17 protein-coding genes are annotated in these 19760 nt (G+C 72.3%); 6 read left to right on the top strand and 11 right to left on the bottom strand.

The window, feature by feature from the left end:
* The first annotated feature begins 162 nt into the window (after positions 1–162).
* Together AB0N17_RS20620 and AB0N17_RS20615 are read left to right on the top strand one after the other, a co-directional pair.
* Positions 163–1044 carry a hypothetical protein gene (locus AB0N17_RS20620; RefSeq protein WP_366012839.1) on the top strand — a complete coding sequence of 294 codons (882 nt, stop codon included), beginning with the start codon at positions 163–165 and terminating at the stop codon, positions 1042–1044.
* A 95-nt stretch (positions 1045–1139) separates the two neighbouring features.
* Positions 1140–1514: a hypothetical protein gene (locus tag AB0N17_RS20615; RefSeq protein WP_366012838.1), complete on the top strand. Its 375-nt coding sequence runs from the start codon at positions 1140–1142 to the stop codon at positions 1512–1514.
* 19 nt (positions 1515–1533) lie between these two features.
* Here the strand turns inward: AB0N17_RS20615 and AB0N17_RS20610 are convergent, their stop codons facing one another.
* The gene (locus AB0N17_RS20610; RefSeq protein ID WP_366012836.1) at positions 1534–1941 is read right to left on the bottom strand and encodes a tautomerase family protein; all 408 of its coding nucleotides are present in this window, start codon (positions 1939–1941) and stop codon (positions 1534–1536) included.
* A 155-nt stretch (positions 1942–2096) separates the two neighbouring features.
* Between AB0N17_RS20610 and AB0N17_RS20605 the strand changes: the two genes are divergently transcribed.
* Both AB0N17_RS20605 and AB0N17_RS20600 read left to right on the top strand, forming a co-directional pair.
* Positions 2097–4112 carry an NADPH-dependent 2,4-dienoyl-CoA reductase gene (locus tag AB0N17_RS20605; protein WP_366012834.1) on the top strand — a complete coding sequence of 672 codons (2016 nt, stop codon included), beginning with the start codon at positions 2097–2099 and terminating at the stop codon, positions 4110–4112.
* A gap of 46 nt (positions 4113–4158) precedes the next feature.
* Positions 4159–4704, top strand: coding sequence for a PadR family transcriptional regulator (locus AB0N17_RS20600; RefSeq protein WP_366012833.1), 546 nt, complete (start codon positions 4159–4161; stop codon positions 4702–4704).
* Positions 4705–4711: 7 nt separating this feature from the next.
* Here the strand turns inward: AB0N17_RS20600 and AB0N17_RS20595 are convergent, their stop codons facing one another.
* Positions 4712–5251, bottom strand: coding sequence for a hypothetical protein (locus AB0N17_RS20595; protein WP_366012832.1), 540 nt, complete (start codon positions 5249–5251; stop codon positions 4712–4714).
* Positions 5252–5434: 183 nt separating this feature from the next.
* Positions 5435–6406 carry a fibronectin type III domain-containing protein gene (locus AB0N17_RS20590; protein WP_366012830.1) on the bottom strand — a complete coding sequence of 324 codons (972 nt, stop codon included), beginning with the start codon at positions 6404–6406 and terminating at the stop codon, positions 5435–5437.
* 475 nt (positions 6407–6881) lie between these two features.
* Between AB0N17_RS20590 and AB0N17_RS20585 the strand changes: the two genes are divergently transcribed.
* Complete coding sequence (locus tag AB0N17_RS20585; RefSeq protein ID WP_366012829.1) at positions 6882–7583, top strand: glycoside hydrolase family 75 protein; 702 nt, start codon at positions 6882–6884, stop codon at positions 7581–7583.
* 36 nt (positions 7584–7619) lie between these two features.
* Here AB0N17_RS20585 and AB0N17_RS20580 read toward each other — a convergent pair whose 3' ends face one another.
* From AB0N17_RS20580 to AB0N17_RS20545, 8 genes are all read right to left on the bottom strand, one after another.
* Complete coding sequence (locus AB0N17_RS20580; RefSeq protein ID WP_366012828.1) at positions 7620–8030, bottom strand: PTS fructose transporter subunit IIA; 411 nt, start codon at positions 8028–8030, stop codon at positions 7620–7622.
* Positions 8023–8631, bottom strand: a complete 609-nt coding sequence (gene dhaL / locus AB0N17_RS20575) for a dihydroxyacetone kinase subunit DhaL (RefSeq protein WP_366012827.1) — start codon at positions 8629–8631, stop codon at positions 8023–8025. The genes AB0N17_RS20580 and dhaL overlap by 8 nt, the downstream gene beginning before the upstream one ends.
* Positions 8632–8698: 67 nt before the next feature.
* Positions 8699–9691: a dihydroxyacetone kinase subunit DhaK gene (dhaK, locus tag AB0N17_RS20570; protein ID WP_366012826.1), complete on the bottom strand. Its 993-nt coding sequence runs from the start codon at positions 9689–9691 to the stop codon at positions 8699–8701.
* Between the two features lie 221 nt (positions 9692–9912).
* Positions 9913–10944, bottom strand: coding sequence for a 2,3-diaminopropionate biosynthesis protein SbnA (gene sbnA, locus AB0N17_RS20565; protein WP_366012825.1), 1032 nt, complete (start codon positions 10942–10944; stop codon positions 9913–9915).
* 29 nt (positions 10945–10973) lie between these two features.
* Positions 10974–12044, bottom strand: coding sequence for a 2,3-diaminopropionate biosynthesis protein SbnB (gene sbnB, locus AB0N17_RS20560; RefSeq protein WP_366012823.1), 1071 nt, complete (start codon positions 12042–12044; stop codon positions 10974–10976).
* Positions 12041–13045, bottom strand: a complete 1005-nt coding sequence (locus AB0N17_RS20555; protein WP_366012822.1) for a TauD/TfdA family dioxygenase — start codon at positions 13043–13045, stop codon at positions 12041–12043. The genes sbnB and AB0N17_RS20555 overlap by 4 nt, the downstream gene beginning before the upstream one ends.
* A 76-nt stretch (positions 13046–13121) precedes the next feature.
* Positions 13122–16385, bottom strand: coding sequence for an amino acid adenylation domain-containing protein (locus AB0N17_RS20550; RefSeq protein ID WP_366012820.1), 3264 nt, complete (start codon positions 16383–16385; stop codon positions 13122–13124).
* Positions 16386–16398: 13 nt separating this feature from the next.
* The gene (locus AB0N17_RS20545; protein ID WP_366012819.1) at positions 16399–18996 is read right to left on the bottom strand and encodes a Pls/PosA family non-ribosomal peptide synthetase; all 2598 of its coding nucleotides are present in this window, start codon (positions 18994–18996) and stop codon (positions 16399–16401) included.
* A 330-nt stretch (positions 18997–19326) separates the two neighbouring features.
* On the opposite strand from AB0N17_RS20545, the gene AB0N17_RS20540 reads away from it, so the two are divergent.
* Complete coding sequence (locus AB0N17_RS20540) at positions 19327–19692, top strand: DUF3040 domain-containing protein (RefSeq protein WP_366012963.1); 366 nt, start codon at positions 19327–19329, stop codon at positions 19690–19692.
* Positions 19693–19760: the final 68 nt, after the last annotated feature.

The following is a 19760-nucleotide window of genomic DNA, read 5'->3' as shown; positions in this document are numbered from 1 at the left end:
CGCGATCTCGCGGGCCGTGAGAGTTCACGCTCATGTTGCTGTATTGGTCTGTACATGACCATCGCGCCACGCCAGACTGTCCGCCGACCGAGTGTCCCCGCCCCCTCACGCTGTGTCTCCGTACGGCCCGTGTCCCCACCCCCCTCGTCCGAGGAGTCGGCCATGCCCGCGCCCGCCCGGCAACGTTGTCACACAGTCCTCGCCGGACTCGTCACCCTCGCCACCGCCGCCGTCGTGTCCCTCGCCGTGCCCGCCCCGGCCTCCGCGGCCGACAACTGGACCGAGACCGGCTCGGACCGTGCCGACCCGCTGACCGAGAGCCAGGGCCTGACCTCGGTGGAGGTCCCCGCGAACAGCCCCAACCACTACACCGGCATCGGCACCATCCCGTTCGGCGTCTCCAGCCGCGGCTGGAACCACGTCGGCGACCCCGACGCCTCCTACGCGGGCTACTACGTCGAGCCCTACCAGCAGGACTCCGGCACCTCGAAGATGTTCCGGGTGCAGTCGCCCGGCGGCGCATGGTCGGAGTACGTCCACGCGCTCGGCCCCGGCGAGGCGCTGAACAACTCCTGGGTCGCGATCTCCCCCGACGGCCAGTGGATGCTGTCGGGCGAGTGGGGGACGATGACCCGCCTGCTGGTCTTCCCGACCCCGGGCGAGAACCGGAGCACCTCGCCCGCGGCGAACCTCCCGCAGGCCGCGACGGTCCGTCTGGATCATGCCGTGCGCGACGTGCAGGGGTGCGACTTCTCCGGACCGACCACCCTGCTGTGCTCCTCGGACGACCCGGACGGCAGCCTCTTCGGCATGACCAAGCCGCTGCTGCAGATCGACCTGTCGGCCGCGCCCAGCGGCTCCGCGGACGTCTCCGGGCATGTCACGGCGCTGCGTCAGCTGCCGCTGCGCAGTTCCTGCTCGGGCACCTTCGAGGCGGAGGGCATCGACTACGACCGGCGCAGCGGCGTCCTGCGCGTCATCGTGATCTCGCCCGGCTTCTGCGTGCTGACGGACAGCAAGACCTACAAGTTCTCCCGCGGCTGAGGTGTGCTCACCGGCCGGCGGTGCTTTGCTGAGGATGGACGCGGTTCGGCGGGGTACCCCGTTCCACCGCAGCGCGGCCACGAAAGGAGCGATCAATGGCGAACGACAAGCGGTCGCACCCCGAAACCGTCACGGTGGAGATCAGCGGATGCTCCAAGGAGGACGCCCGTCTCGTCTTCGACGCACTGAGGACCTGCTTCGAGTCCGACCGGGGCGCGGACGAGGTGCCGCAGCAGCTCCATGAGACCCGTCCCATGGTCTGGCTCGGCACGTACGACGTCGCGGCCTCCCACGAGCAGGGCTGCCCGCCCGTCCACCTGCAGTCGCCCGTCCAGGCGGACGTGCAGGGCGGGTACTGGGCCGTGGACCGGTTCCGCACCACCCTGGACTCGATGTTCGCCGTGGAGGAGACCTGCACGGCCTCCGGCGACCAGGAGAGGGACCTGCACCTGCGGCTGGAGAGCCGCTGACACACCGGCACCACGCCCTCTACGCCCCGGCCGGCTCCCCGTCGGCCGGGGCGTACTGCGCCTGCCCGTCGCCGAAGGACCAGTCGACGGACGCGTTCTCGGTGACGGTGACGACGACGTCGTGCGGCGCGGTGCCGGTGCGCTCATGGACCAGCTCGGCGATCCGGCGGTACAGCGCCCGCTTCCGCTCCGGGGCGCGTCCGGCGCGCATGGTGATCGCCACGAACACCGTCGACTCGTCCTTCGGCAGCCCCAGATGGCTGTCGTACCGCAGGGTGCTGCGCACGCCGTCGTGTGCCGTCAGCACCTGGAAGCGGTCGTCGGACGGGACACCGAGCGTCTCGACCAGGGCGTCCTGCACGGCGTCGCCCAGGGCGGCGAGGCGGTCCGGTTCGGTGCCGAACGCGTCGATGCGGACGAAGGGCATGGGGGGACGTCCTTTCGGGCCGGAGATCCGAGCTGTTGTACATACTAGTAGGTACAGAATGCTCCGTGTCACCCCTCCGGTTTATGCAACTAGTTGCACAACGGCGCGCGCTTCCTCTACAACAAGAGGCGACGACACCGCGTACGGAGGGCCCGATGAGCCGTTACCCGCATCTGCTGACCCCGCTCGACCTGGGCTTCACCACGCTGCCCAACCGTGTGCTCATGGGCTCCATGCACGTCGGTCTCGAGGAGGCCGAGCGCGGCTTCGAGCGGATGGCGGCGTTCTACGCGGCCCGCGCACGCGGCGGAGTGGGGCTCATCGTCACCGGCGGCATCGCGCCCAACGACGAGGGGCGGCCGTACGAGGGCGGCGCCAGGCTCACCACCGAGGCGGAGGCCGAGCAGCACAAGGCGGTCACCGACGCCGTGCACCGCGAGGGCGGCCGGATCGCGATGCAGATCCTGCACTTCGGCCGGTACGCCTACCACCAGGACCTGGTCGCGCCGAGCCCGCTGCAGGCGCCGATCAGCCCCTTCGCGCCGCGCCAGCTCACCGACGCCGACGTCGAGCGCACCATCGGCGACTACGCCCGCGCCGCCCGGCTGGCCCGGCAGGCCGGCTACGACGGCGTGGAGATCATGGGCTCCGAGGGCTACCTCATCAACGAGTTCATCGCCGCGCAGACCAACCGGCGCACCGACCGCTGGGGCGGCTCCTACGAGAACCGGATGCGCTTCCCCGTCGAGATCGTCAAGCGGGTGCGCGAGGCCGTCGGCGAGGACTTCATCATCATCTACCGGCTCTCCATGCTGGACCTCGTCCCCGGCGGCTCGTCGCTGGCGGAGGTCGTCACCCTCGCCAAGGCCGTCGAGGCCGCCGGGGCGACCATCATCAACACCGGTATCGGCTGGCACGAGGCGCGGATCCCCACCATCGCCACCTCCGTGCCGCGCGGCGCCTACACCTGGGTCACCAAGAAGCTGATGGGCGAGGTGTCCGTGCCGCTGGTGACCACCAACCGCATCAACACCCCCGAGCTGGCCGAGGAGTTGCTGGCCGAGGGGTACGCGGACATGGTGTCCATGGCCCGGCCGATGCTCGCCGACGCCGACTTCGTCGCCAAGGCCGCCGCCGGCACGCCCGAGGCCATCAACACCTGCATCGGCTGCAACCAGGCCTGCCTCGACCACACCTTCAGCGGCAAGATCACCTCCTGCCTGGTGAACCCGCGCGCCTGCCACGAGACCGAACTGGTGCTCGCGCCGACCCGCCGCAAGAAGCGCGTCGCCGTCGTCGGCGCCGGCCCCGCCGGGCTGGCCTGCGCCGTCAGCGCCGCCGAGGTGGGCCACGACGTGACGCTGTTCGACGCCGCGAGCGAGATCGGCGGCCAGCTCAACGTCGCCCGCAAGGTCCCCGGCAAGCAGGAGTTCGACGAGACGCTGCGCTACTTCCGCCACCAGCTCGACGCCCACGGCGTCGACGTACGCCTGGACACCTGGGTCGCCGCGTCCGACCTGGACGGCTACGACGAGGTCGTCGTCGCCACCGGAGTCACCCCGCGCACCCCCGACATCCCCGGCGTCGACCACCCCCGCGTCGTCGGCTACCTGGACGTGCTGCAGGGCGGCGCCACCGTCGGCGACCGCGTCGCCGTCCTCGGCGCGGGCGGCATCGGCTTCGACGTGGCCGAGTACCTGACCGACGGCGGCGACAAGGCGAGCGAGGACCCGGAGACGTACTTCCGCGCCTGGGGCGTCGACATGGACTACCGCGCGCCGGGCGGCCTCGCCGTGCCCGAGCGGTCCGCCCCGCCCCGCCAGGTCCACCTGCTGCAGCGCAAGACCAGCAAGGTCGGCGCCGGCCTCGGCAAGACCACCGGCTGGATCCACCGCACCGAGCTCAAGCACCGCGGCGTCACCATGGTCCCGGGCGTGCGCTACGACCGGATCGACGACGCCGGACTGCACATCACCGTCGGCGAGGAGAGCACGGTCCTCGAGGTCGACACCGTGGTGCTGTGCACCGGGCAGGAGCCGCGCCGCGGCCTGTACGAGGAGCTGGTGGCCGCCGGGCGCAGCGCCCACCTGATCGGCGGCGCGGACGTCGCCGCCGAGCTGGACGCCAAGCGCGCCATCAAGCAGGGGACGGAGCTGGCGGCGGCGCTGTGATCCGGTGCCGCGCGTCCCGCTGACAGCCCGTCCCTAGGATGAGCCCATGTCCCTCCCGCACGCGATCCTCACCGCCCTGCTGGAAAAGCCCTCGTCGGGGCTGGAGCTGACCCGCCGGTTCGACAAGTCGATCGGTTACTTCTGGTCCGCGACGCACCAGCAGATCTACCGGGAGCTGGGGAGGCTGGAGGCCGAGGGCCTCATCCGCGCACTGCCCACCGAACAGCCGGCCCGCGGGCAGAAGAAGAGCTACGAGGTGCTGCCGGCGGGCCGCGCCGAACTGGCGCGCTGGACGGCCGCCGCGCAGGACCCCAAGCCGCTGCGGGACACGCTCCTGCTGCGGCTGCGCGCGGCGGCCGTGGTCGGCACCGGAGGCCTGGAGGCCGACCTGCGCCGCCATCTGGAGCTGCACCGGCGGCAGCTGGCCGAGTATCAGGAGATCGAGACGCGCGACTTCCCGCCGGACCGGGACGCCCCGCAGGACCGGCTGCGCCATCTGGTCCTGCGGGCGGGCATCGACCTGGAGACCTTCTGGACCGGGTGGCTCGCCCGCGCCCTGGCCGAGTTCGCCGAACTGCCGGACGCCGACTGAGCGCCGTTCAGAGCCGGTACGGCTTCGGGCGGCGGCGCAGCACCCGGCCCGCGGCGAGGACACCGGCGCCGACCAGGGCCGCGCCGACGCCCAGGGTCAGCGGGCCGTAGTCGCGGGCGGCACCGCCGATGCCGCCCGTCACGCCCCGGGACGGCGCCGGCCTGGACGTCGGCGAGATCGTCGGCGACGGGGGCGGGGCGACGGTCACCGACTGCAAGCCGGCCGTCGTACCGCCGGAGCACACCACGACCACCGTGTACGTCCCCGGGCTCACCCGGGACCAGGCGGCGGACTGGCTGACGGCCGTGCCCGACAGGGCCACCTGGCGGCCCTGGGTGAAGTTCGCCTGGCCGCTGCCGAGCAGGGCCGCGGTGCCCCCGCCGCCGTTGATCCCGCCGCACGCGCCGGTGACCACGGAGACGGTGGAGCCGGTGGCGCCGACGGAGATGCCCGAGGCCGCGGCGGACGGCCCGGCGAGCGCGGCCGGGAGCGCGGCGGCGGCCGCCAGTGTCAGGCCGGACCGGAGGAGGAGTCGCGAGTCGTGCATGGGCTGGGGCCTCCGGCGGCACGGTCGGCGGTACGTCCCATGCGCCGCCGAGGGTCGGGGAACGCCCGTGCTGCCTCGCCAGCAGCCAACGCCGCCCGGGCCGCCCCCGCACCCGGGCGACGTCCGGCCAGGTGACGTGTTCGTTCGTCCGGCGCACGGGGGCACGCCGCCGGGCCGCGACCGTCAGCCGCCCGTGGTCACCGTGCGCTCGGCCGTCCAGCCGCCCCAGGTGCCGTCCGGCAGCCGCGCCCGCAGCCGCACCCGGTGCTCCTGCCCGGCGGTCCGGCCCACGTAGAAGCTGTAGCGGGCCCGCCCGTGCGGCGGTGTGCCGCCCCACACCAGCGAGGTGGCCGCGGTGCCGTCGAGCTGGATCCGGTACTCGGTGATCACCCCGTCCACGGGCGGGGGGTCCCAGGACAGGTCGACGTAGCAGGCGCCCGCGGCCCGGTGGGTCGCGGCCGTGAAGCCGGTGGGCGCCGTGTTCCGGCCGTCGTCGGTGCCCGGCGTGGTGAGCCGGACGGTACCGCTCGCGGGGGAGAGGTTGTCGGCGGCGTCCCGGGCCCGCACGGTGAAGACATAGGCGGTGCCGGGGCGCAGCCCGGTGACCACGGTCGCGGTCTGCCGCCCGCCGACGGCGTGGATCTCGGCGTCGCCCTGGTAGACGTCGTACGACACCACGCCCCGGTCGTCCCGGGACGCGGCCCAGGACAGCTGGACGGCGCGGCTGCCGACGACCCGTCCGGCGAGGCGCTCCGGCCGCGTGGGTGCCGAGCGGTCGGCCGCCACCCGGGCCGGCGTCCGCGCCCGTACCGCCCGGCTCGGCGGGCCCAGACGGCCTTCGGTGTCGCGGGCCCGCACGGTGAAGGCGTACATGGTGGACGGCCTGAGCCCGACGACGTCCACCATGTGCTCGGAACCCGGCACCTCCTCCGCTTTCGCGGTGCCGCGGTACACCTCGTAGGAGCGGATGCGGGGACCGTCCGCCAGCGCGTTCCACATCACGTGCACGGTCGTGGCGCTGCCCGCAGCGGCGGTGACGCCGGTCGGCGCGCCGGGCGCCCGCCCGTCGTCGCCGTCGGCCCGGCTCCAGCCGCAGGAGGCGACGAGCAGCAGGGCCGCGCAGACCAGCACGGGCGGCAGGGGAACGCGTCGCACGGCTCTGCCTCCCCGGGGACGGCATCGGCATCACGCAAAGGTCCGGACCAATATGGCCCGCCGGGTGTGGCCGCATCAAGAGGGCCGCGTTGGTGACCCTCCCCGGGAGTTACGTATGCTGAGGCTTCCTGCGGCTGAACTGCCCGGAACCACAGAGGAGTTCGGCCGGTGGCGCGGACACGCTGTCGTCGCCGGTCCCGCGCCGACGCGGGTGGCCGGGGGACCCGGACGAAAGGCCGGTCCGGGTTCCCGGCCCCTGTGGTCCTTCTCTCGTGCCGCCCCCGGCCCGGCTGCCGCCCCGCCCGGCCGCCGCCATTCCCGCCGCCCCAACCGCCCTCGTGCCCGGTTGTCACCTGACGGGGTGTCAGAAGTGCTCCATCCGGCCTCCTTCGGGGCGGCCCCGACGACCACGCACCCGCGGCCGCACCACAGTGGGCGGCACATTCCCCAGTCCCCGAGGAGAGGGTCCCTCATCGTGCGTGTCCCGTCGCTGACGCTGGCCGCGGCCGGCGCCGCCTTGCTCGCCCCGGCCGCGCTGCCCGACACGGCCGGCGCCGTACAGCCCCGACAGCGGCCCGCGGTCCACAGCGAGGGTGCCGTGGCCGCGGCCGACCTGCTGACCCGGCTGGGCGAGTGCCACCAGGTCTCCCGCGGCCGGTACCGCACCGACGCCGACCGTCCCGCGACCGTCCCCGTCTGCGGAACCCAGGACGCCGTGTACTGGAAGGCCGACCTGGACGTCGACTGCGACGGGCGGACCAGCGCGCACTGCAACCGCCGTGCCGACCCGTCGTTCGCCGCCGCCACCGCCTTCCAGCAGTCCGACGGCCGCCATCTGAAGGCCGAGAAGCTGCCCTACATCGTGGTCCCGCCCCCCAGCCGCATCTGGGACCACCGCGCGGCCGGCGTCCCCGGCGGTTCCGTCGCCGCGGTCGTCTACCGGGGCCGGGTGCAGTACGCGGTGGTCGGCGACACCGGCCCGCGCGACGTCATCGGCGAGGCGTCGTACGCCACCGCCCGGGCCCTCGGCATCCGGCCCGACCCGCGCGACGGCGGTGTGGCCTCCGGCGTCACCTACATCGTCTTCAAGAACTCCCGGGTGAACCCCCTCGAGGACCACGCGGCGGCGGTCGCCACCGGAGAGCGGCTGGCCAGACTGCTCCTCATGAACAAGTGAGCCACCGGGCCCCGCCCCCGCCGCACCCCGACGCGGTCAGACCTTGCGGTAGGCGTACGCCTCCGTCGCCGCGGCCTGCACCGCGTCCAGATCGGCGCCCGTGGCCGCGGTCACCACGGCGGCCACCGCGCCCTCCACGAACGGGGCGTCCACCAGCCGGGACCCCTCAGGCAGTTCGTCGCCCTCGGCGAGCAGCGCCTTCACGGTGAGCACGGCGCTGCCGAGGTCGGTGAGCAACGCGACCCCGGCGCCCCGGTCGACCGAGGCCGCCGCGGCGGCGATCAGCTCGGCGCTGGTGCCGAGCCCACCGCCCTCGGTGCCGCCCGCGGGGGCCACGGCCACCGCCGTGTCCCCGCCCGCCAGACCCTTCGCCAGCTCGGCGACCGAAGCGGCCACCTCCGCGCTGTGCGACACCAGCACGATCCCGACCAGCTTCTCCTCACTCACCGCCGGCCTCCGCCGTCTCGGCCAGCGCGGCGATCAGCAGCGCCGACGAGGTGGCTCCCGGGTCCTGGTGACCGATGCTGCGCTCCCCGAGATAGCTCGCCCGGCCCTTGCGGGCCTGCAGCGGGGTCGTGGCCTGCGCGCCCTCCTCGGCGGCGGCCCGCGCGGCGGCGAAGCCGTCCGTGAGCGCGTCCACGGCCGGCGCCAGGGCGTCGATCATGGTCTTGTCGCCGGGCGCCGCCCCGCCGAGCGCCATCACCCCGTCCACGCCCGCCCGCAGCGCCTGGGCCAGTTGCTCCACGTCGACCTCGGCGGCGTCACCGAGCGCCTTGCCCGCCCGGCGCAGCAGGGTGCCGTACAGCGGCCCGGACGCGCCGCCGACGGTCGAGATCAGCTGGCGTCCGGCGAGGGTCAGGACGGCACCCGGGGTGTCCGGCGCCTCCTTCTCCAGCCCGGCCGCCACGGCCGTGAACCCGCGCTGCAGATTGCTGCCGTGGTCGGCGTCGCCGATGGCCGAGTCGAGGGCGGTGAGCCGCTCCGCCTCGCGGTCGACGGACACGGCGGTCGCCGCCATCCAACGGCGGAAGAAGTCGGCGTCGAGCACTGGATCTCCTAGCGTGAGAGGGGCTGTCGAGCGGCGTGCCGGGGAGAGGATCGCCTCGTCCGCCGTATCACATCCCCCAGCGCAGCGCAGGGGTCTTCACCGGCGCGTCCCACAACCGCAGCAGTTCCTCGTCCACCTGACACAGCGTCACCGAGGCGCCCGCCATGTCCAGGGAGGTGACGTAGTTGCCGACGAGGGTGCGGGCCACGGCCACCCCGCGCTCGGACAGCACCCGCTGCACCTCGGCGTTGAAGCCGAACAGTTCCAGCAGCGGGGTGGCGCCCATGCCGTTGACCAGCACCAGCACCGGGCCGCGCGGCGGCATGTCCTCCAGGATCGCGTGCACCGCGAAGTCGGCGATCTCCCCGGAGGTCATCATCGGCCGCCGCTCCCGGCCCGGCTCGCCGTGGATGCCGATGCCCAACTCCAGCTCCCCGTCCGGCAGATCGAAGGTGGGGCTGCCCTTCGCCGGGGTCGTACAGGCGCTGAGCGCCACACCGAAGCTGCGGGCGTTCTCGTTCACCTGGCGGCCGATGGCCTCCACCCGCTCCAGCGGCTGCCCCTCGGCCGCGGCGGCACCCGCGATCTTCTCCACGAACAGGGTGGCACCGGTGCCGCGCCGGCCGGCCGTGTACAGGCTGTCGGTGACCGCCACGTCGTCGTTGACCAGGACCTTGCCGACCTGGATGCCCTCGTCCTCGGCGAGTTCGGCCGCCATGTCGAAGTTCAGCACGTCACCGGTGTAGTTCTTCACCACGAACAGCACTCCGGCCCCGCTGTCCACGGCCGCCGCGGCGCGTGCCATCTGGTCGGGCACCGGCGAGGTGAACACCTCACCGGGACAGGCGGCGGTGAGCATGCCCGGGCCGACGAATCCGCCGTGCAGCGGCTCGTGCCCCGATCCGCCGCCCGACACCAGCGCGACCTGCCCGGCCACGGGAGCGTCCCGTCGCACGATCACTCGGTTCTCCACGTCCACGGTCAGATCGGGATAGGCGGCAGCCATTCCGCGCAGCGCGTCCGCCACCACGGTCTCCGGGACGTTGATCAGCATCCTCATGGGTGTCTCCTATGGTGTTTTCGCTGGTCGAGCCACCTGCGGCCAGTGGCGGACGACGGGCGTCCCGCTCCTCAGTATCGACCTTGCGGCGCGGAAGGTCATGTGTGCCGCAGCCCCGGATTTCCGGGCGGCCGCCATGACCGCCGTGACCGCACCCGACAAGGCCGGCACCCGCGGCAGCGGGCACCGGCCTTGTCGGACCGTGGCGAGGGGAGGCCTCGCTACGGTTCCTCGCGGTGACCCGGCGGCGGCGTGTCCGGCCGCTCGGCCGGCCGGGAGGCGGTCGTGCTCATGTGGGCCGGGTCGAGGATCTGGTCGCCGTACAGGTCCTGCAGCCAGTTGGTCTGGTAGATGGTGTCGAGGTAGCGCTCGCCCAGATCCGGTGCGATGGCCACCGCGGTGACGTCATGGGCGTCGTGCCGGGCCAGCCAGTCCGTGGCACCGCTGACCACCGTGCCCGTGGAGCCGCCGAACAGGAAGCCCCGTCGGGCCATGCGGTGACAGGCGCGGATGGTGTCCGCCTCCTCCACCCGGATCACCTCGTCCACGAAGGACTCGTCGAGCAGCGGCGGACGCATGCTCATGCCCAGGCCGGGGATCATCCGGCGGCCCGGCTTGCCGCCGAAGGCCACCGAACCCACACTGTCCACCGCGACGATCCGGACCGGCCGGTGCCACTGCCGGAAGTAGCGCGCGCAGCCCATCAGGGTCCCGGTGGTGCCCGCCCCGACGAACAGCACGTCCAACTGCGGGAAGTTGTCGGCGATCTCCGGTCCCGTGGTGCGGAAGTGTGCCCGCCAGTTGCCCGCGTTCGTGTACTGGCTGAGCCACACGTAGCGGTCGTCGGACGCGCACAGCGAACGGACGTAGTCGATCCGCGTGCCGAGGAAGCCGCCGTTGGCGTCCAGGCCTGCCACGACATGGACCTGGCTGCCGAGCGCCTCCATCAGCAGCCGGGTCGACAGATTGCAACGGGAGTCCGTCACGCACAGGAACCGGTAGCCCTTGCTCGCGGCGATCATGCTGAGCGCCACGCCCAGGTTTCCGGAGGAGGATTCGACGAGGATCGAATCCGGCGTCAGGACACCGTCGCGCTCGGCACTCTCCACCATCTCGTTCGCCGCCTTCAGCTTGATGGAGCCGGCGAAATTGAAACCCTCACACTTCAGGTAGAGGGGATAACCGAAGATCGACTCGAGGTCGACGAAGAGATTGCCCTCGTTGAAGGCGTGCGGAGCGGTTATGACGGGCAACGTGGCCTCCTGATACCAAGGCGGCGGCCTCAGCCGTAGCGGCGCAGGTCGTGGAAGAAGTCGTCGATGAGGCGGAGGTTCCCGCCGCGCGCCACTTCGTCGTAGACGTACTTGCCGACGGCGAGATCGAGCACGCCGAGTCCGAAGGGGGAGAAGATCACTGGGCGGTCGGCGGGCGGGGCGGCCCGCCCGACCAGCACGTCGTAGAGCGTGCCGTTCAGGAAGTCCCGGTCGCCGGTGCGCTGTTCGACGAGGTGGGGCGAGGTGTCCGCCTTCAGGCAGTGGTCCACGTCGTCGACGAAGTTGGCCGAGGCCAGCAGGACCTCGGGGGCGAGGTCGCGCAGCGACACGTGCAGCACCAGCGGGTTGTGGCTGAACAGGCCCGGGTCGCTGACGTGGGGCTTGCCGGCGATGGTGGCGAAGACCACCAGGTCGCTGGAGCGGATCAGTTCCTCGGGGCTGTCGTGCACGGTGACCTGGGCGGTGGTGCCCGACTGTCCCAGATAGCCGCAGAAGCCGGTGGTGCTGGCCTCGGACACGTCGTACACGCCGATCGCGTCGAACGACCAGCCGGTGCCGGCGAGGAAGGTGTGGATGTAGCGGGCGATCAGGCCCGTGCCGAAGAAGCCGACGCGGGTGGGGCGGGCGCGGGTGCGGCTGAGCCGGTCGGCCGCCAGCACCGCGGACGCCGCGGTCCTCGTCGCGCTGATGACGGAGCTCTCCAGACAGGCGAACGGGTAGCCCGTGCCCGGATCGTTGAGGATCAGGACCGCGGAGGCCCGGGGCAGTCCGGCCTCCACGTTGTCCGGAAAGCTGGAGATCCACTTCAGGCCGTCCACGTGCACCGAGCCGCCCACGGACGCCGGCAGCGCGATGATCCGCGCCGTGGGACGGTCGGGGAAGCGCAGGAAGTACGACGGCGGGTTGACCGAGTCCCCGGCGCCGTGCAGCCGGTAGGTGGCCTCGACCAGCTCCACGATCTGCTTCTCGCGTCCCTCGAGCGCCTGTTGCACCTGCGCCCCGGGGATCACCGAGAACGTCGGCACCGCGTGCCGGTGCGCCGCGGCCGCCGGATCGGGCGAGGAGAGCACGTCGGTCATCGCGCACCCTCCTTCGCGGCCTGGCCGCCGTCGGCGGGCCGTTGCGGCTCGGCCATGCCGACCAGGACCTGGCGCTCCCCGGTGAAGGCCTCCCGGCTGTGCGCGGTGCGGATGTTGTCGACCAGCATCAGGTCACCGGCCTGCCAGGGCTCCCGGCGGGTGTGCTCCTCGTAGGTGGCGTTGAGGAGCTGGACGACGTCCTCGCCGATCGGGGTGCCGTCGCCGTAGCGCGTGTTGAACGGCAGCCCCTCCGGGCCGTAGACGTCCACCAGGTACTCGCGCACCTCCGGGGCCAGCGTCCACTCGTTGAGGAAGGCGATCTGGTTGAACCAGCAGCGCCGGCCCGTGACCGGGTGCCGTACCACGGCGGGGCGCCGCTGCTCGGTGTGGAGGGAGCCGTCGGCCAGCCAGGTGAAGTCGATGGCGTGCTCACGGCAGTAGCGCTCGATCTCGGCGCGGTCGTCGGTGCCGAACGACTCCGCGAGGGACGCCCCGATCTCGTCGTTGTAACTGCGGGTCAGCATCCAGCCCGTGCGCTCGAACCGCTGTGTCAGCTCGGTGGGCAGCGCCTGGAGCATCGCCTCCGCGTCGGCCACCGCGGTCGCCCCGCCCTCTCCGGGCGCGGTCAGGCACGCGAACAGCATCAGGCCGGGCACCTCGAGCGCGTAGCTCAGCTCGTGGTGCATGCACATCGGCTGGTTGTCCGGCCAGGTCGTGGAGGAGTACAGCCCCGGGCCGTGGGCCTCACGCGGGGCGAACGCCTCCCGTTCGGTCATGAGGTCACCGGCCAGGCGCGTGAAGACCGCACCGACCTGGTCCGTGCGCCGCAGGTCCAGGCCGCGGACGACCAGCGCCCCGTGCTCGGTGACCAGCGCGCGCAGCGCCGCACGGTGCTCGGCCGCCCAGCCCGGCGCGTCGCCGGGGGAGTCCACGTGCACCAGCGCCGGTCTGTCCGGTCGTGGCTGCACCTCGAACGGTGCTGCCAGGGATGAGGACGACATCTCGGATTCCTTTCGGTTGCCCGTCTGCGGGCTCGGCCAGACTCGGAACGAGGGCAGGCTCAGGGGGAAGGCAGGCTCAGGGGGAGGGCAGCGGGGCGACGGCCTCCAGGACGGCCCGTACGGCGTCGTCCGGGCGGGTGCGCGGGAAGTAGTGCCCGCCGCCCGCGAGTTCGCACAGCTCCACTTGCTCGGCGAACAGCAGCCAGTCCCGGTGGTGCTCGGCGTACCCGGCCGTGTGCGGGTCGTCGGCGGCGACGACCACCGAGACCGGCGCGGACAGCCGCACCGGCGGCGCCGTCTCCAGCGCGGCACCGAAGTAGCGGTGGGCGCAGGCGCAGTCGTGCCGGTAGGCGGCTCCGATGTGCTCGGCGTGCTGCTCGCTCAGCTCGGCGAGCTCGGTGTAGCCGCCGTCCTCGGCGAGCCGGGCGGCGATCTCCGTGTCGGTCCGGCCCGACAGTTCGCCGAGAGCGGCACGCCGGCCGGCGGCGGTGCCGAGCAGCTGCGCGCCGAGGAACACCCGCGTCACCTCCACCCCGCTCTCCTGCAGTCGCCGGGCCGTCTCCAGGGCCGGCGCGGTGCCCGACGAGTGGCCCCACACCATCACCCGGGTCAGTCCACGCGCACCGATCTCGGCGGCCACCCGCTCCGCGACCTCGGTGACCGACGCGAACGGCTCCCGCCGGGCGGCCAGATCGTGGCCGGGCAGGTCCACCGCGAGGACCGCCGTGCCGTGGCGGGCCAACGCGCTCGCCATCGGCTGGTAGTTGACCGCGTTGCCGCCCGCGTACGGGAAGCACACCAGCGTGCACTCCGGTACGCCGTCCGGCTGCGCCAGCGGCTGGAGCAGTTCCGGCCGCTCGCGGGCGGCCCCGTCGAGGAGAGCGGCCAGGTCGGCGAGGACCGGGTGCCGGGTGATGTCCTTGAGGGACACGGCGCGGTCGAGCGCGATGGTGAGCCGGACGGCCGTCAGGGAGGTGCCACCGGAGTCGAAGAAGTGGTCGCCGCGGCCGATGTGATGCTCCGGGACGCCCAGCAGCTCGGCCCAGGAGGCCGCCAGTTTCCGCTCGGTCGGCGTGAGCGGGGCGCCCTCCCGCTCCCGTCCGGCGCCCTCGGACGCGGCCGGCGCCGCCTGTTCGGCCAGCGCGGTGAGCGCCTTGCGGTCGATCTTGCCGTTCGCGGTCAGCGGCAGAGCGCTTCGCCAGTGGAAGGCGGAGGGGACCATGTAGCCGGGCAGGACGGCGCCCAGCGCCTCCCGCAGCACCTCCGCCTCCTGCTGCCGGCCGCTGTAGAAGGCGATCAGGTGCTTGTTCCCGCCGCCGCGCTCCGCGGCGACCACCGCACCGTCGCGCACTCCGGGCACCCGCAGCAGGGTGTTCTCGATCTCGCCGATCTCGATGCGGAAGCCGCGGATCTTGACCTGGTTGTCCCGGCGGCCGAGGAACTCCAGCTTGCCGCCCGGGTGCCAGCGCCCCCAGTCACCGCCGAGGTAGAGCCGTTCACCCTGCCGGTACGGGTCCTCGCGGTAGGCCTCCCGGGTCCGCTCGGGATCGTTGACGTATCCCCGGCCCACGCAGACCCCGGAGAAGGCGATCAGACCGGGGGCGCCGAGCGGCACCAGCGACAGGTGCTCGTCCACGACGTAGACGCGCACGTTGTTCACCGCACGTCCCAGCAGGACGCGTTCGGGCACGCGGTCCATGACCTCGTGGTTGGTGTCGTCCGACGTCTCCGTCAGCCCGTAGGCGTTGACGAGCCTGATGCCCGGCTGGATCGCGAACCAGCGCTGGACCAGCTCCCGCTTCAGCGCCTCGCCGGTCACCGACACGCACCGCAGGTCCGGCAGTTCACGCGGATGCTGCTCCAGGTACGCGGCCACGACCTCCAGATAGGACGGCACGACCTGGGCCACCTGCGCCCGGCCCCGGACCAGCGTGTCGAGGAACCGCTCCACGTCCACGACCACGTCCTGGCCGACCAGCAGCGTCCGTCCGCCCACCAGCAGCGCCGACACCAGCTGCCACAGCGAGATGTCGAAGCACTGCGGGGCGGTCTGCGCCACCACGGAGCCCTCGCCGATCCCCAGGTCGTCGATCTTGGCGTGGAGGTGGTTGAGCATGCCCGCGTGCTCGCACATCGCGCCCTTCGGCTCGCCGGTGGAGCCGGACGTGAAGAAGAGGTAGGCCAGTTGGCCGGGGTCGACCCGCACCCCGAGGTCGTCGTCGGCGTGCGGTTCCTCGTACGCCGCCTCGATCAGGAGCTTCTCGCACTCCGGCAGTTCGGCCAGCGCCTCGTCGAGGGTGCGGGTGCTGCCGGACTCGGTCAGCACCAGCCGGCACCCGGCCCGCGCCAGCGTCGCCCGGACGCGGCCGGCCGGGAAGTGCGGCTCGATCGGCAGATACGCTCCGCCCGCCTTGAACACCGCGAGGGTGGCGGCCAGCCAGTCCAGGCCGCGCTCGGTGACCACGGCCACCACGTCCTCCCGGCCCAGCCCCCGCGCCAGCAGCGCCCGCGCCAGCCGGTTCGCGCGCCCGTTGAGCTCCGCGTACGTCCACGCGCGCTCGCCGTGCACGGCCGCCACCGCGTCCGGATGCGCCCGCACCCGCTGCTCGAACAGTTCGTGCGCCCGCGCGTCCGGCAGCGGACGGACGGGTCCTGCCAGTCCTTCCAGCTGCTCGCGGACCTCGTCTGGGGACAGCAGGCTCTGCCGGGCGTGCTCGGCGTCCAGGTCGGCCGTCATCAGGCGGAGCGCCGTCAGGTGGTAGTCGGCGATACGGGCCGCACTGCCGGCGTCGAGCACCTCGGTGCGGTACCGCAGCCGCAGCACCAGCCGTCCGCCGCTCTCGGACCAGCGCACCTGCAGGACGGCGTCGTCGGTGCGGGCCTGCCCGGCCTCCATGGGGCCGAACACCACTTCGTACGACGGCTCCGCGAGGCCCAGTTCCCGGCGCAGTTCGTCCACCGGGAACTCCCGGTGCGCCAGCATCTCCGCCTCGGCGTGCTGTGCGGCCGTCACCAGCGCGCGCCAGGACGCCGGGGGCACGGCCAGGCGGCAGGGCAGCGGCTCGCCGTGCACTCCGGCGGCGTACCCCGTCACCACCTCCTGCTCACCGGACAGCGAGGCCAGCACCTTGGCATGGGCGGCCAGCAGCAGGGCGCTGACCGGCACCCCCGTCCGCCGCACCAGCCCGCGCACCGCTTCCGTCACATCGGCCGGCACCGGCGCCTCGGCCTCGGCCGTGCCCGCCACGGGCGCCCCGGCCCACCGCGGCACCGCCGTGGCGCCACCGGCCGTCAGCGCACGGCTCCAGAACTCCCGGTCCGCTTCCACCCGCGCTCCCATCGCATGCCCTTCCTCAACTCGCGGTCGCCACACGGGCGTCGGCCGCGTTCGATGCTGTGGCCCGGTCGCCGGCGGGCGGGCCCGCGGCCTCCGGCATGTCCACGGCCGGGTTGCCGCCCCAGTGCGTGCGCGGCGGCATCTCCTCGCCCTTCATCAGGAAGGAGTCGGCCGCCAGCACCGCGCCGTCGCCCAACGTCACGCCGTAGTGCACATGGGCGGCGACGCCGAGCGTGCAGGCGGCACCTAGCGCGGTCTCGGCGGACTTGAAGGTGCCGTCCTCCTGCGAGTGGCACTGGATCTTGCTCCCGGCGTTCAGCATGCAGTCGTCACCGATGGTGGTGAGCGTGCGCTCCGTCAGGTAGCAGCCGTCGTCGAACACCCTGCGGCCGATGCGCACGCCCAGCAGCCGCCAGACGAGCGCCTTGAAGGGGGTCCCGTTGAACAGGTTGAGGTAGTGGTCCGGCACCTTCCACACGCGCTCGTGCCGCCAGAACACCGGGTCGTAGATGGAGCACAGCTGCGGCTGCAGCCTGCGGAACCTCGTGACGAAGCGTTCCACCAGCACGTAGTGGACGGTGGACAACGTGAGCGTCAGCGCCAGGTACACGGCGATCACCACGTCTCCGGCCACGCCGTACAGGTCCACCGAGGCGAGGGCGAGGAGGGTGAGCGCGAAGGTGTGCAGCCAGCGCGCGCCCAGCATGAGGGCCATCGAGCGCAGGTTGTAACGGTTCTTCGAGGCGAGGCGACGGCGCAGGGTGTCGCCGGTCCTGAGGTCGTCGAACCGGGCGTCACGCTCGACGGAGCGGGGGATCTCGAAGCTCGGCGACCCGAGCAGTCCGACCCCTTCCCGGACCTCGCCGTCGAGCGGGACCATCACCTTGGTCGCGAGCAGGCAGTTGTCCCCCGTCCGGCCCCCGGCGGGATAGGCGATGTTGTTCCCCAGGAAGTTGCGCGGACCGATGACCGTCCGGGACAGCCGGAAGGACGTGCTGGAGTACTCCGCGTTGAGGAGGGAGAGCCCGTCGGCGATCATCGTCCCGGTGCCGACGGTGACCAGGAGCGGGCTCTCGTGCTGGACCTCGGTGCCGAAGTTCGACCCCGTCTGCTCCACCTGTGAAAGGTCGTAGCCGATGCCCCGCAGGTAGTGCACGATGAAGGAGCTGTCGCCGAACAGCCAGGTGAAGAACTTCATGTTCGTCATGCGCGCCGTCGCCCGGTGCACCGCGAAGTGGAGCCCGTAGAGCGGGTAGACCCGGTCGGGCCTGACGACCAGGCCCGCCAGCCTCGGCAGGGTGCACAGGGCGAGAAGACCGAGGACCAGGAAGCCGAAGAACAGCACGGAGGACAGGAACAGCGCGTCCGAGAGCAGTTGCGACGGGGACAGCGACGACGTCTGCGGGTCGAGCCGCTTGCCTATGGCCGGAACCTGGGTGAACAGCATGTACACACCGCCGACGGCCAGCGGGATGTACAGCAAGTACAGCTGAACGAGCGTCATCAGGCCGAACCAGGTCCGGCGTCCCGTGCCGCACCTGGCCGGTGCGACCCGTACGTACTCGGTCTGCGTGGGCTGCGCCGGCGAACCGTGCCAGTGGGCACCGTCCGGCACCGCCTGCCCGCGGTGCAGGGAGGACGAGTGGCCGAGCTGGGCGCCGTCACCCATCGACGTGTCGATGTCCAGCACCGTCTTCTCGCCGATGAACACCTCGCGGCCGAGGGTGATCCGGCCGGTCTGGATCCGCCCCGTGTGTGCCCGGTAGCCGAGGAAGAAGGAGTCCTTGCGGATCACCGTCCCGGCGCCGATCGTGAGCAGGTCGGTGCAGACCGGCACGCTGTGCGAGAGGATCGTCACGCCCTTGCCGATCCGCGCGCCGAGCAGCCGGAGATAGAGCACGTAGAGCGGATTCTCGACGAGGAACACCATCGGGTTCGCGTGCAGCAGGACCTTGACGATCCAGAAACGCACGTACTTCAGGCCCCACACCGGGAATTCGCCGGGTTTCCAGCGGCCGATGAGCAGCCATTTGGCGAGGACCGGAACGGTGATCATGACCGTGAATGCGATGCCGCCGAAGATCAGGGACCGCAGATAGACGTCGGCGAGTCCCGAACCGGTGGAGATCCACTCGTATCCACGGGCGGAGACGAATCCGGTGACGAGCGAATACACCAGGAATACGGCACACTGAGCCACTCCGCACAGAAAGTGTTTCAGACTGCTCGCCCGTGCGACCGGAGGCAGCGGCCGGGCCGGTTCCGCCGCCTTTGCGCAGGCGCCCGTCGAACCGGACGGGTCCGGCGCGTGTTCCACGAGAGCGGCCGCCAGGCCGCGGATCGTGGGATGCCGGTAGATGTCCTTCATGGACGGGGACGGCAGATCGTCCCGCTTCCTGACCCGCGCACAGAACTGCGCCATGACCAGCGAGTTGGCGCCGAGGTCGGTGAAGAAGTGGCCGTCGACCGGAACGCGCTGCGTATCGAGGACACCCGCGAGGACGTCCGCGAGTTCCCGCTCGGCCTCAGCCACCACTGGGCCGGTTCCGCTGCGCCGTTGGACGGCGGCTTCGTCCGGCCCGCTTATATGTTCCTCAGGCGGCTGCTCCACCATTCGATCTCCCGAAGAGGGCTGGGTCACCGAAGCTCCTGACGCGTTTTCCCGTTGATCGGGAAGCGCCCGCTTCAGTTTGTGTCGGCCCTCGGCAGGATGCCACTTCGCATGGCCTCTCCTGCGGGAGTCAAAGGCCCTGAGGGCCCGCATTTCCCGATTCTCCGGGGATTCAGGGCATCACGGATCACCCGAATGGCTGTCCCTCTAACCGGTGTCGGCCGCTTTCTCACAGGTGCCGGCCGCTTCGCTTCGGTCGTTCGGGGAACTCGGCCCAGGCGGCGAGCCGAGGGCCGCCTGCCGGCCGAGGGAGGTGCCGTTCCCGTGGACGACATGCACGACCGAGAGCACCCCGACGACATATCCCTGTCACCGCGAGAACGGCTCGTTCTGCTGGAGATCGAGGCTCGGCTCCGGCAGGACCGGCGGCTCTCGCACCGGATGCGCCGGATGCGCAGAGTGCACCGGGTGCAGCGGATGCGCCGGGTGCGCAGCGACGTCCCGCTGCGGTTGTCCGTTCTGCTGCTGGCGGTCGCCTCCGCCCTCGTCGCCGTCATGGGAATCCGCTCCTCGGACCCCGCCCTGCTGTGGTGCTTCGCCCTGCTCTGGCCGCTGACCCTGCTGCAGGCCGCGCGGCTGCTGCGCCGCACCGCCGACCGCCGGTCCCGGACCGGCGGTCGCGTCACCCCGTGGCTGTGAGCCGGCACGTGAGCCGGCACGTGAGCCGGCACGTCGAACCCCCGGTGCCCATGATCCGCGGTGCGGAC

Origin of the sequence: Streptomyces sp. NPDC051133 (genome assembly GCF_040682635.1) — a bacterium.
GTDB lineage: Bacteria > Actinomycetota > Actinomycetes > Streptomycetales > Streptomycetaceae > Streptomyces.
This window is presented reverse-complemented; position numbering and strand designations above follow the sequence as displayed.

What these genes read in the sequence shown, in the direction of transcription:
- AB0N17_RS20540 (WP_366012963.1), top strand. Translation starts at nt 19,327, where the DNA reads ATGCACGACCGAGAGCACCCCGACGACATATCCCTGTCACCGCGAGAA.
- sbnB (WP_366012823.1), bottom strand. Translation starts at nt 12,044, where the DNA reads ATGACCGACGTGCTCTCCTCGCCCGATCCGGCGGCCGCGGCGCACCGG.
- AB0N17_RS20545 (WP_366012819.1), bottom strand. Translation starts at nt 18,996, where the DNA reads ATGGTGGAGCAGCCGCCTGAGGAACATATAAGCGGGCCGGACGAAGCC.
- dhaK (WP_366012826.1), bottom strand. Translation starts at nt 9,691, where the DNA reads ATGAGGATGCTGATCAACGTCCCGGAGACCGTGGTGGCGGACGCGCTG.
- AB0N17_RS20605 (WP_366012834.1), top strand. Translation starts at nt 2,097, where the DNA reads ATGAGCCGTTACCCGCATCTGCTGACCCCGCTCGACCTGGGCTTCACC.
- AB0N17_RS20550 (WP_366012820.1), bottom strand. Translation starts at nt 16,385, where the DNA reads ATGGGAGCGCGGGTGGAAGCGGACCGGGAGTTCTGGAGCCGTGCGCTG.
- AB0N17_RS20555 (WP_366012822.1), bottom strand. Translation starts at nt 13,045, where the DNA reads ATGTCGTCCTCATCCCTGGCAGCACCGTTCGAGGTGCAGCCACGACCG.
- AB0N17_RS20620 (WP_366012839.1), top strand. Translation starts at nt 163, where the DNA reads ATGCCCGCGCCCGCCCGGCAACGTTGTCACACAGTCCTCGCCGGACTC.
- AB0N17_RS20610 (WP_366012836.1), bottom strand. Translation starts at nt 1,941, where the DNA reads ATGCCCTTCGTCCGCATCGACGCGTTCGGCACCGAACCGGACCGCCTC.
- AB0N17_RS20615 (WP_366012838.1), top strand. Translation starts at nt 1,140, where the DNA reads ATGGCGAACGACAAGCGGTCGCACCCCGAAACCGTCACGGTGGAGATC.
- AB0N17_RS20595 (WP_366012832.1), bottom strand. Translation starts at nt 5,251, where the DNA reads ATGCACGACTCGCGACTCCTCCTCCGGTCCGGCCTGACACTGGCGGCC.
- AB0N17_RS20600 (WP_366012833.1), top strand. Translation starts at nt 4,159, where the DNA reads ATGTCCCTCCCGCACGCGATCCTCACCGCCCTGCTGGAAAAGCCCTCG.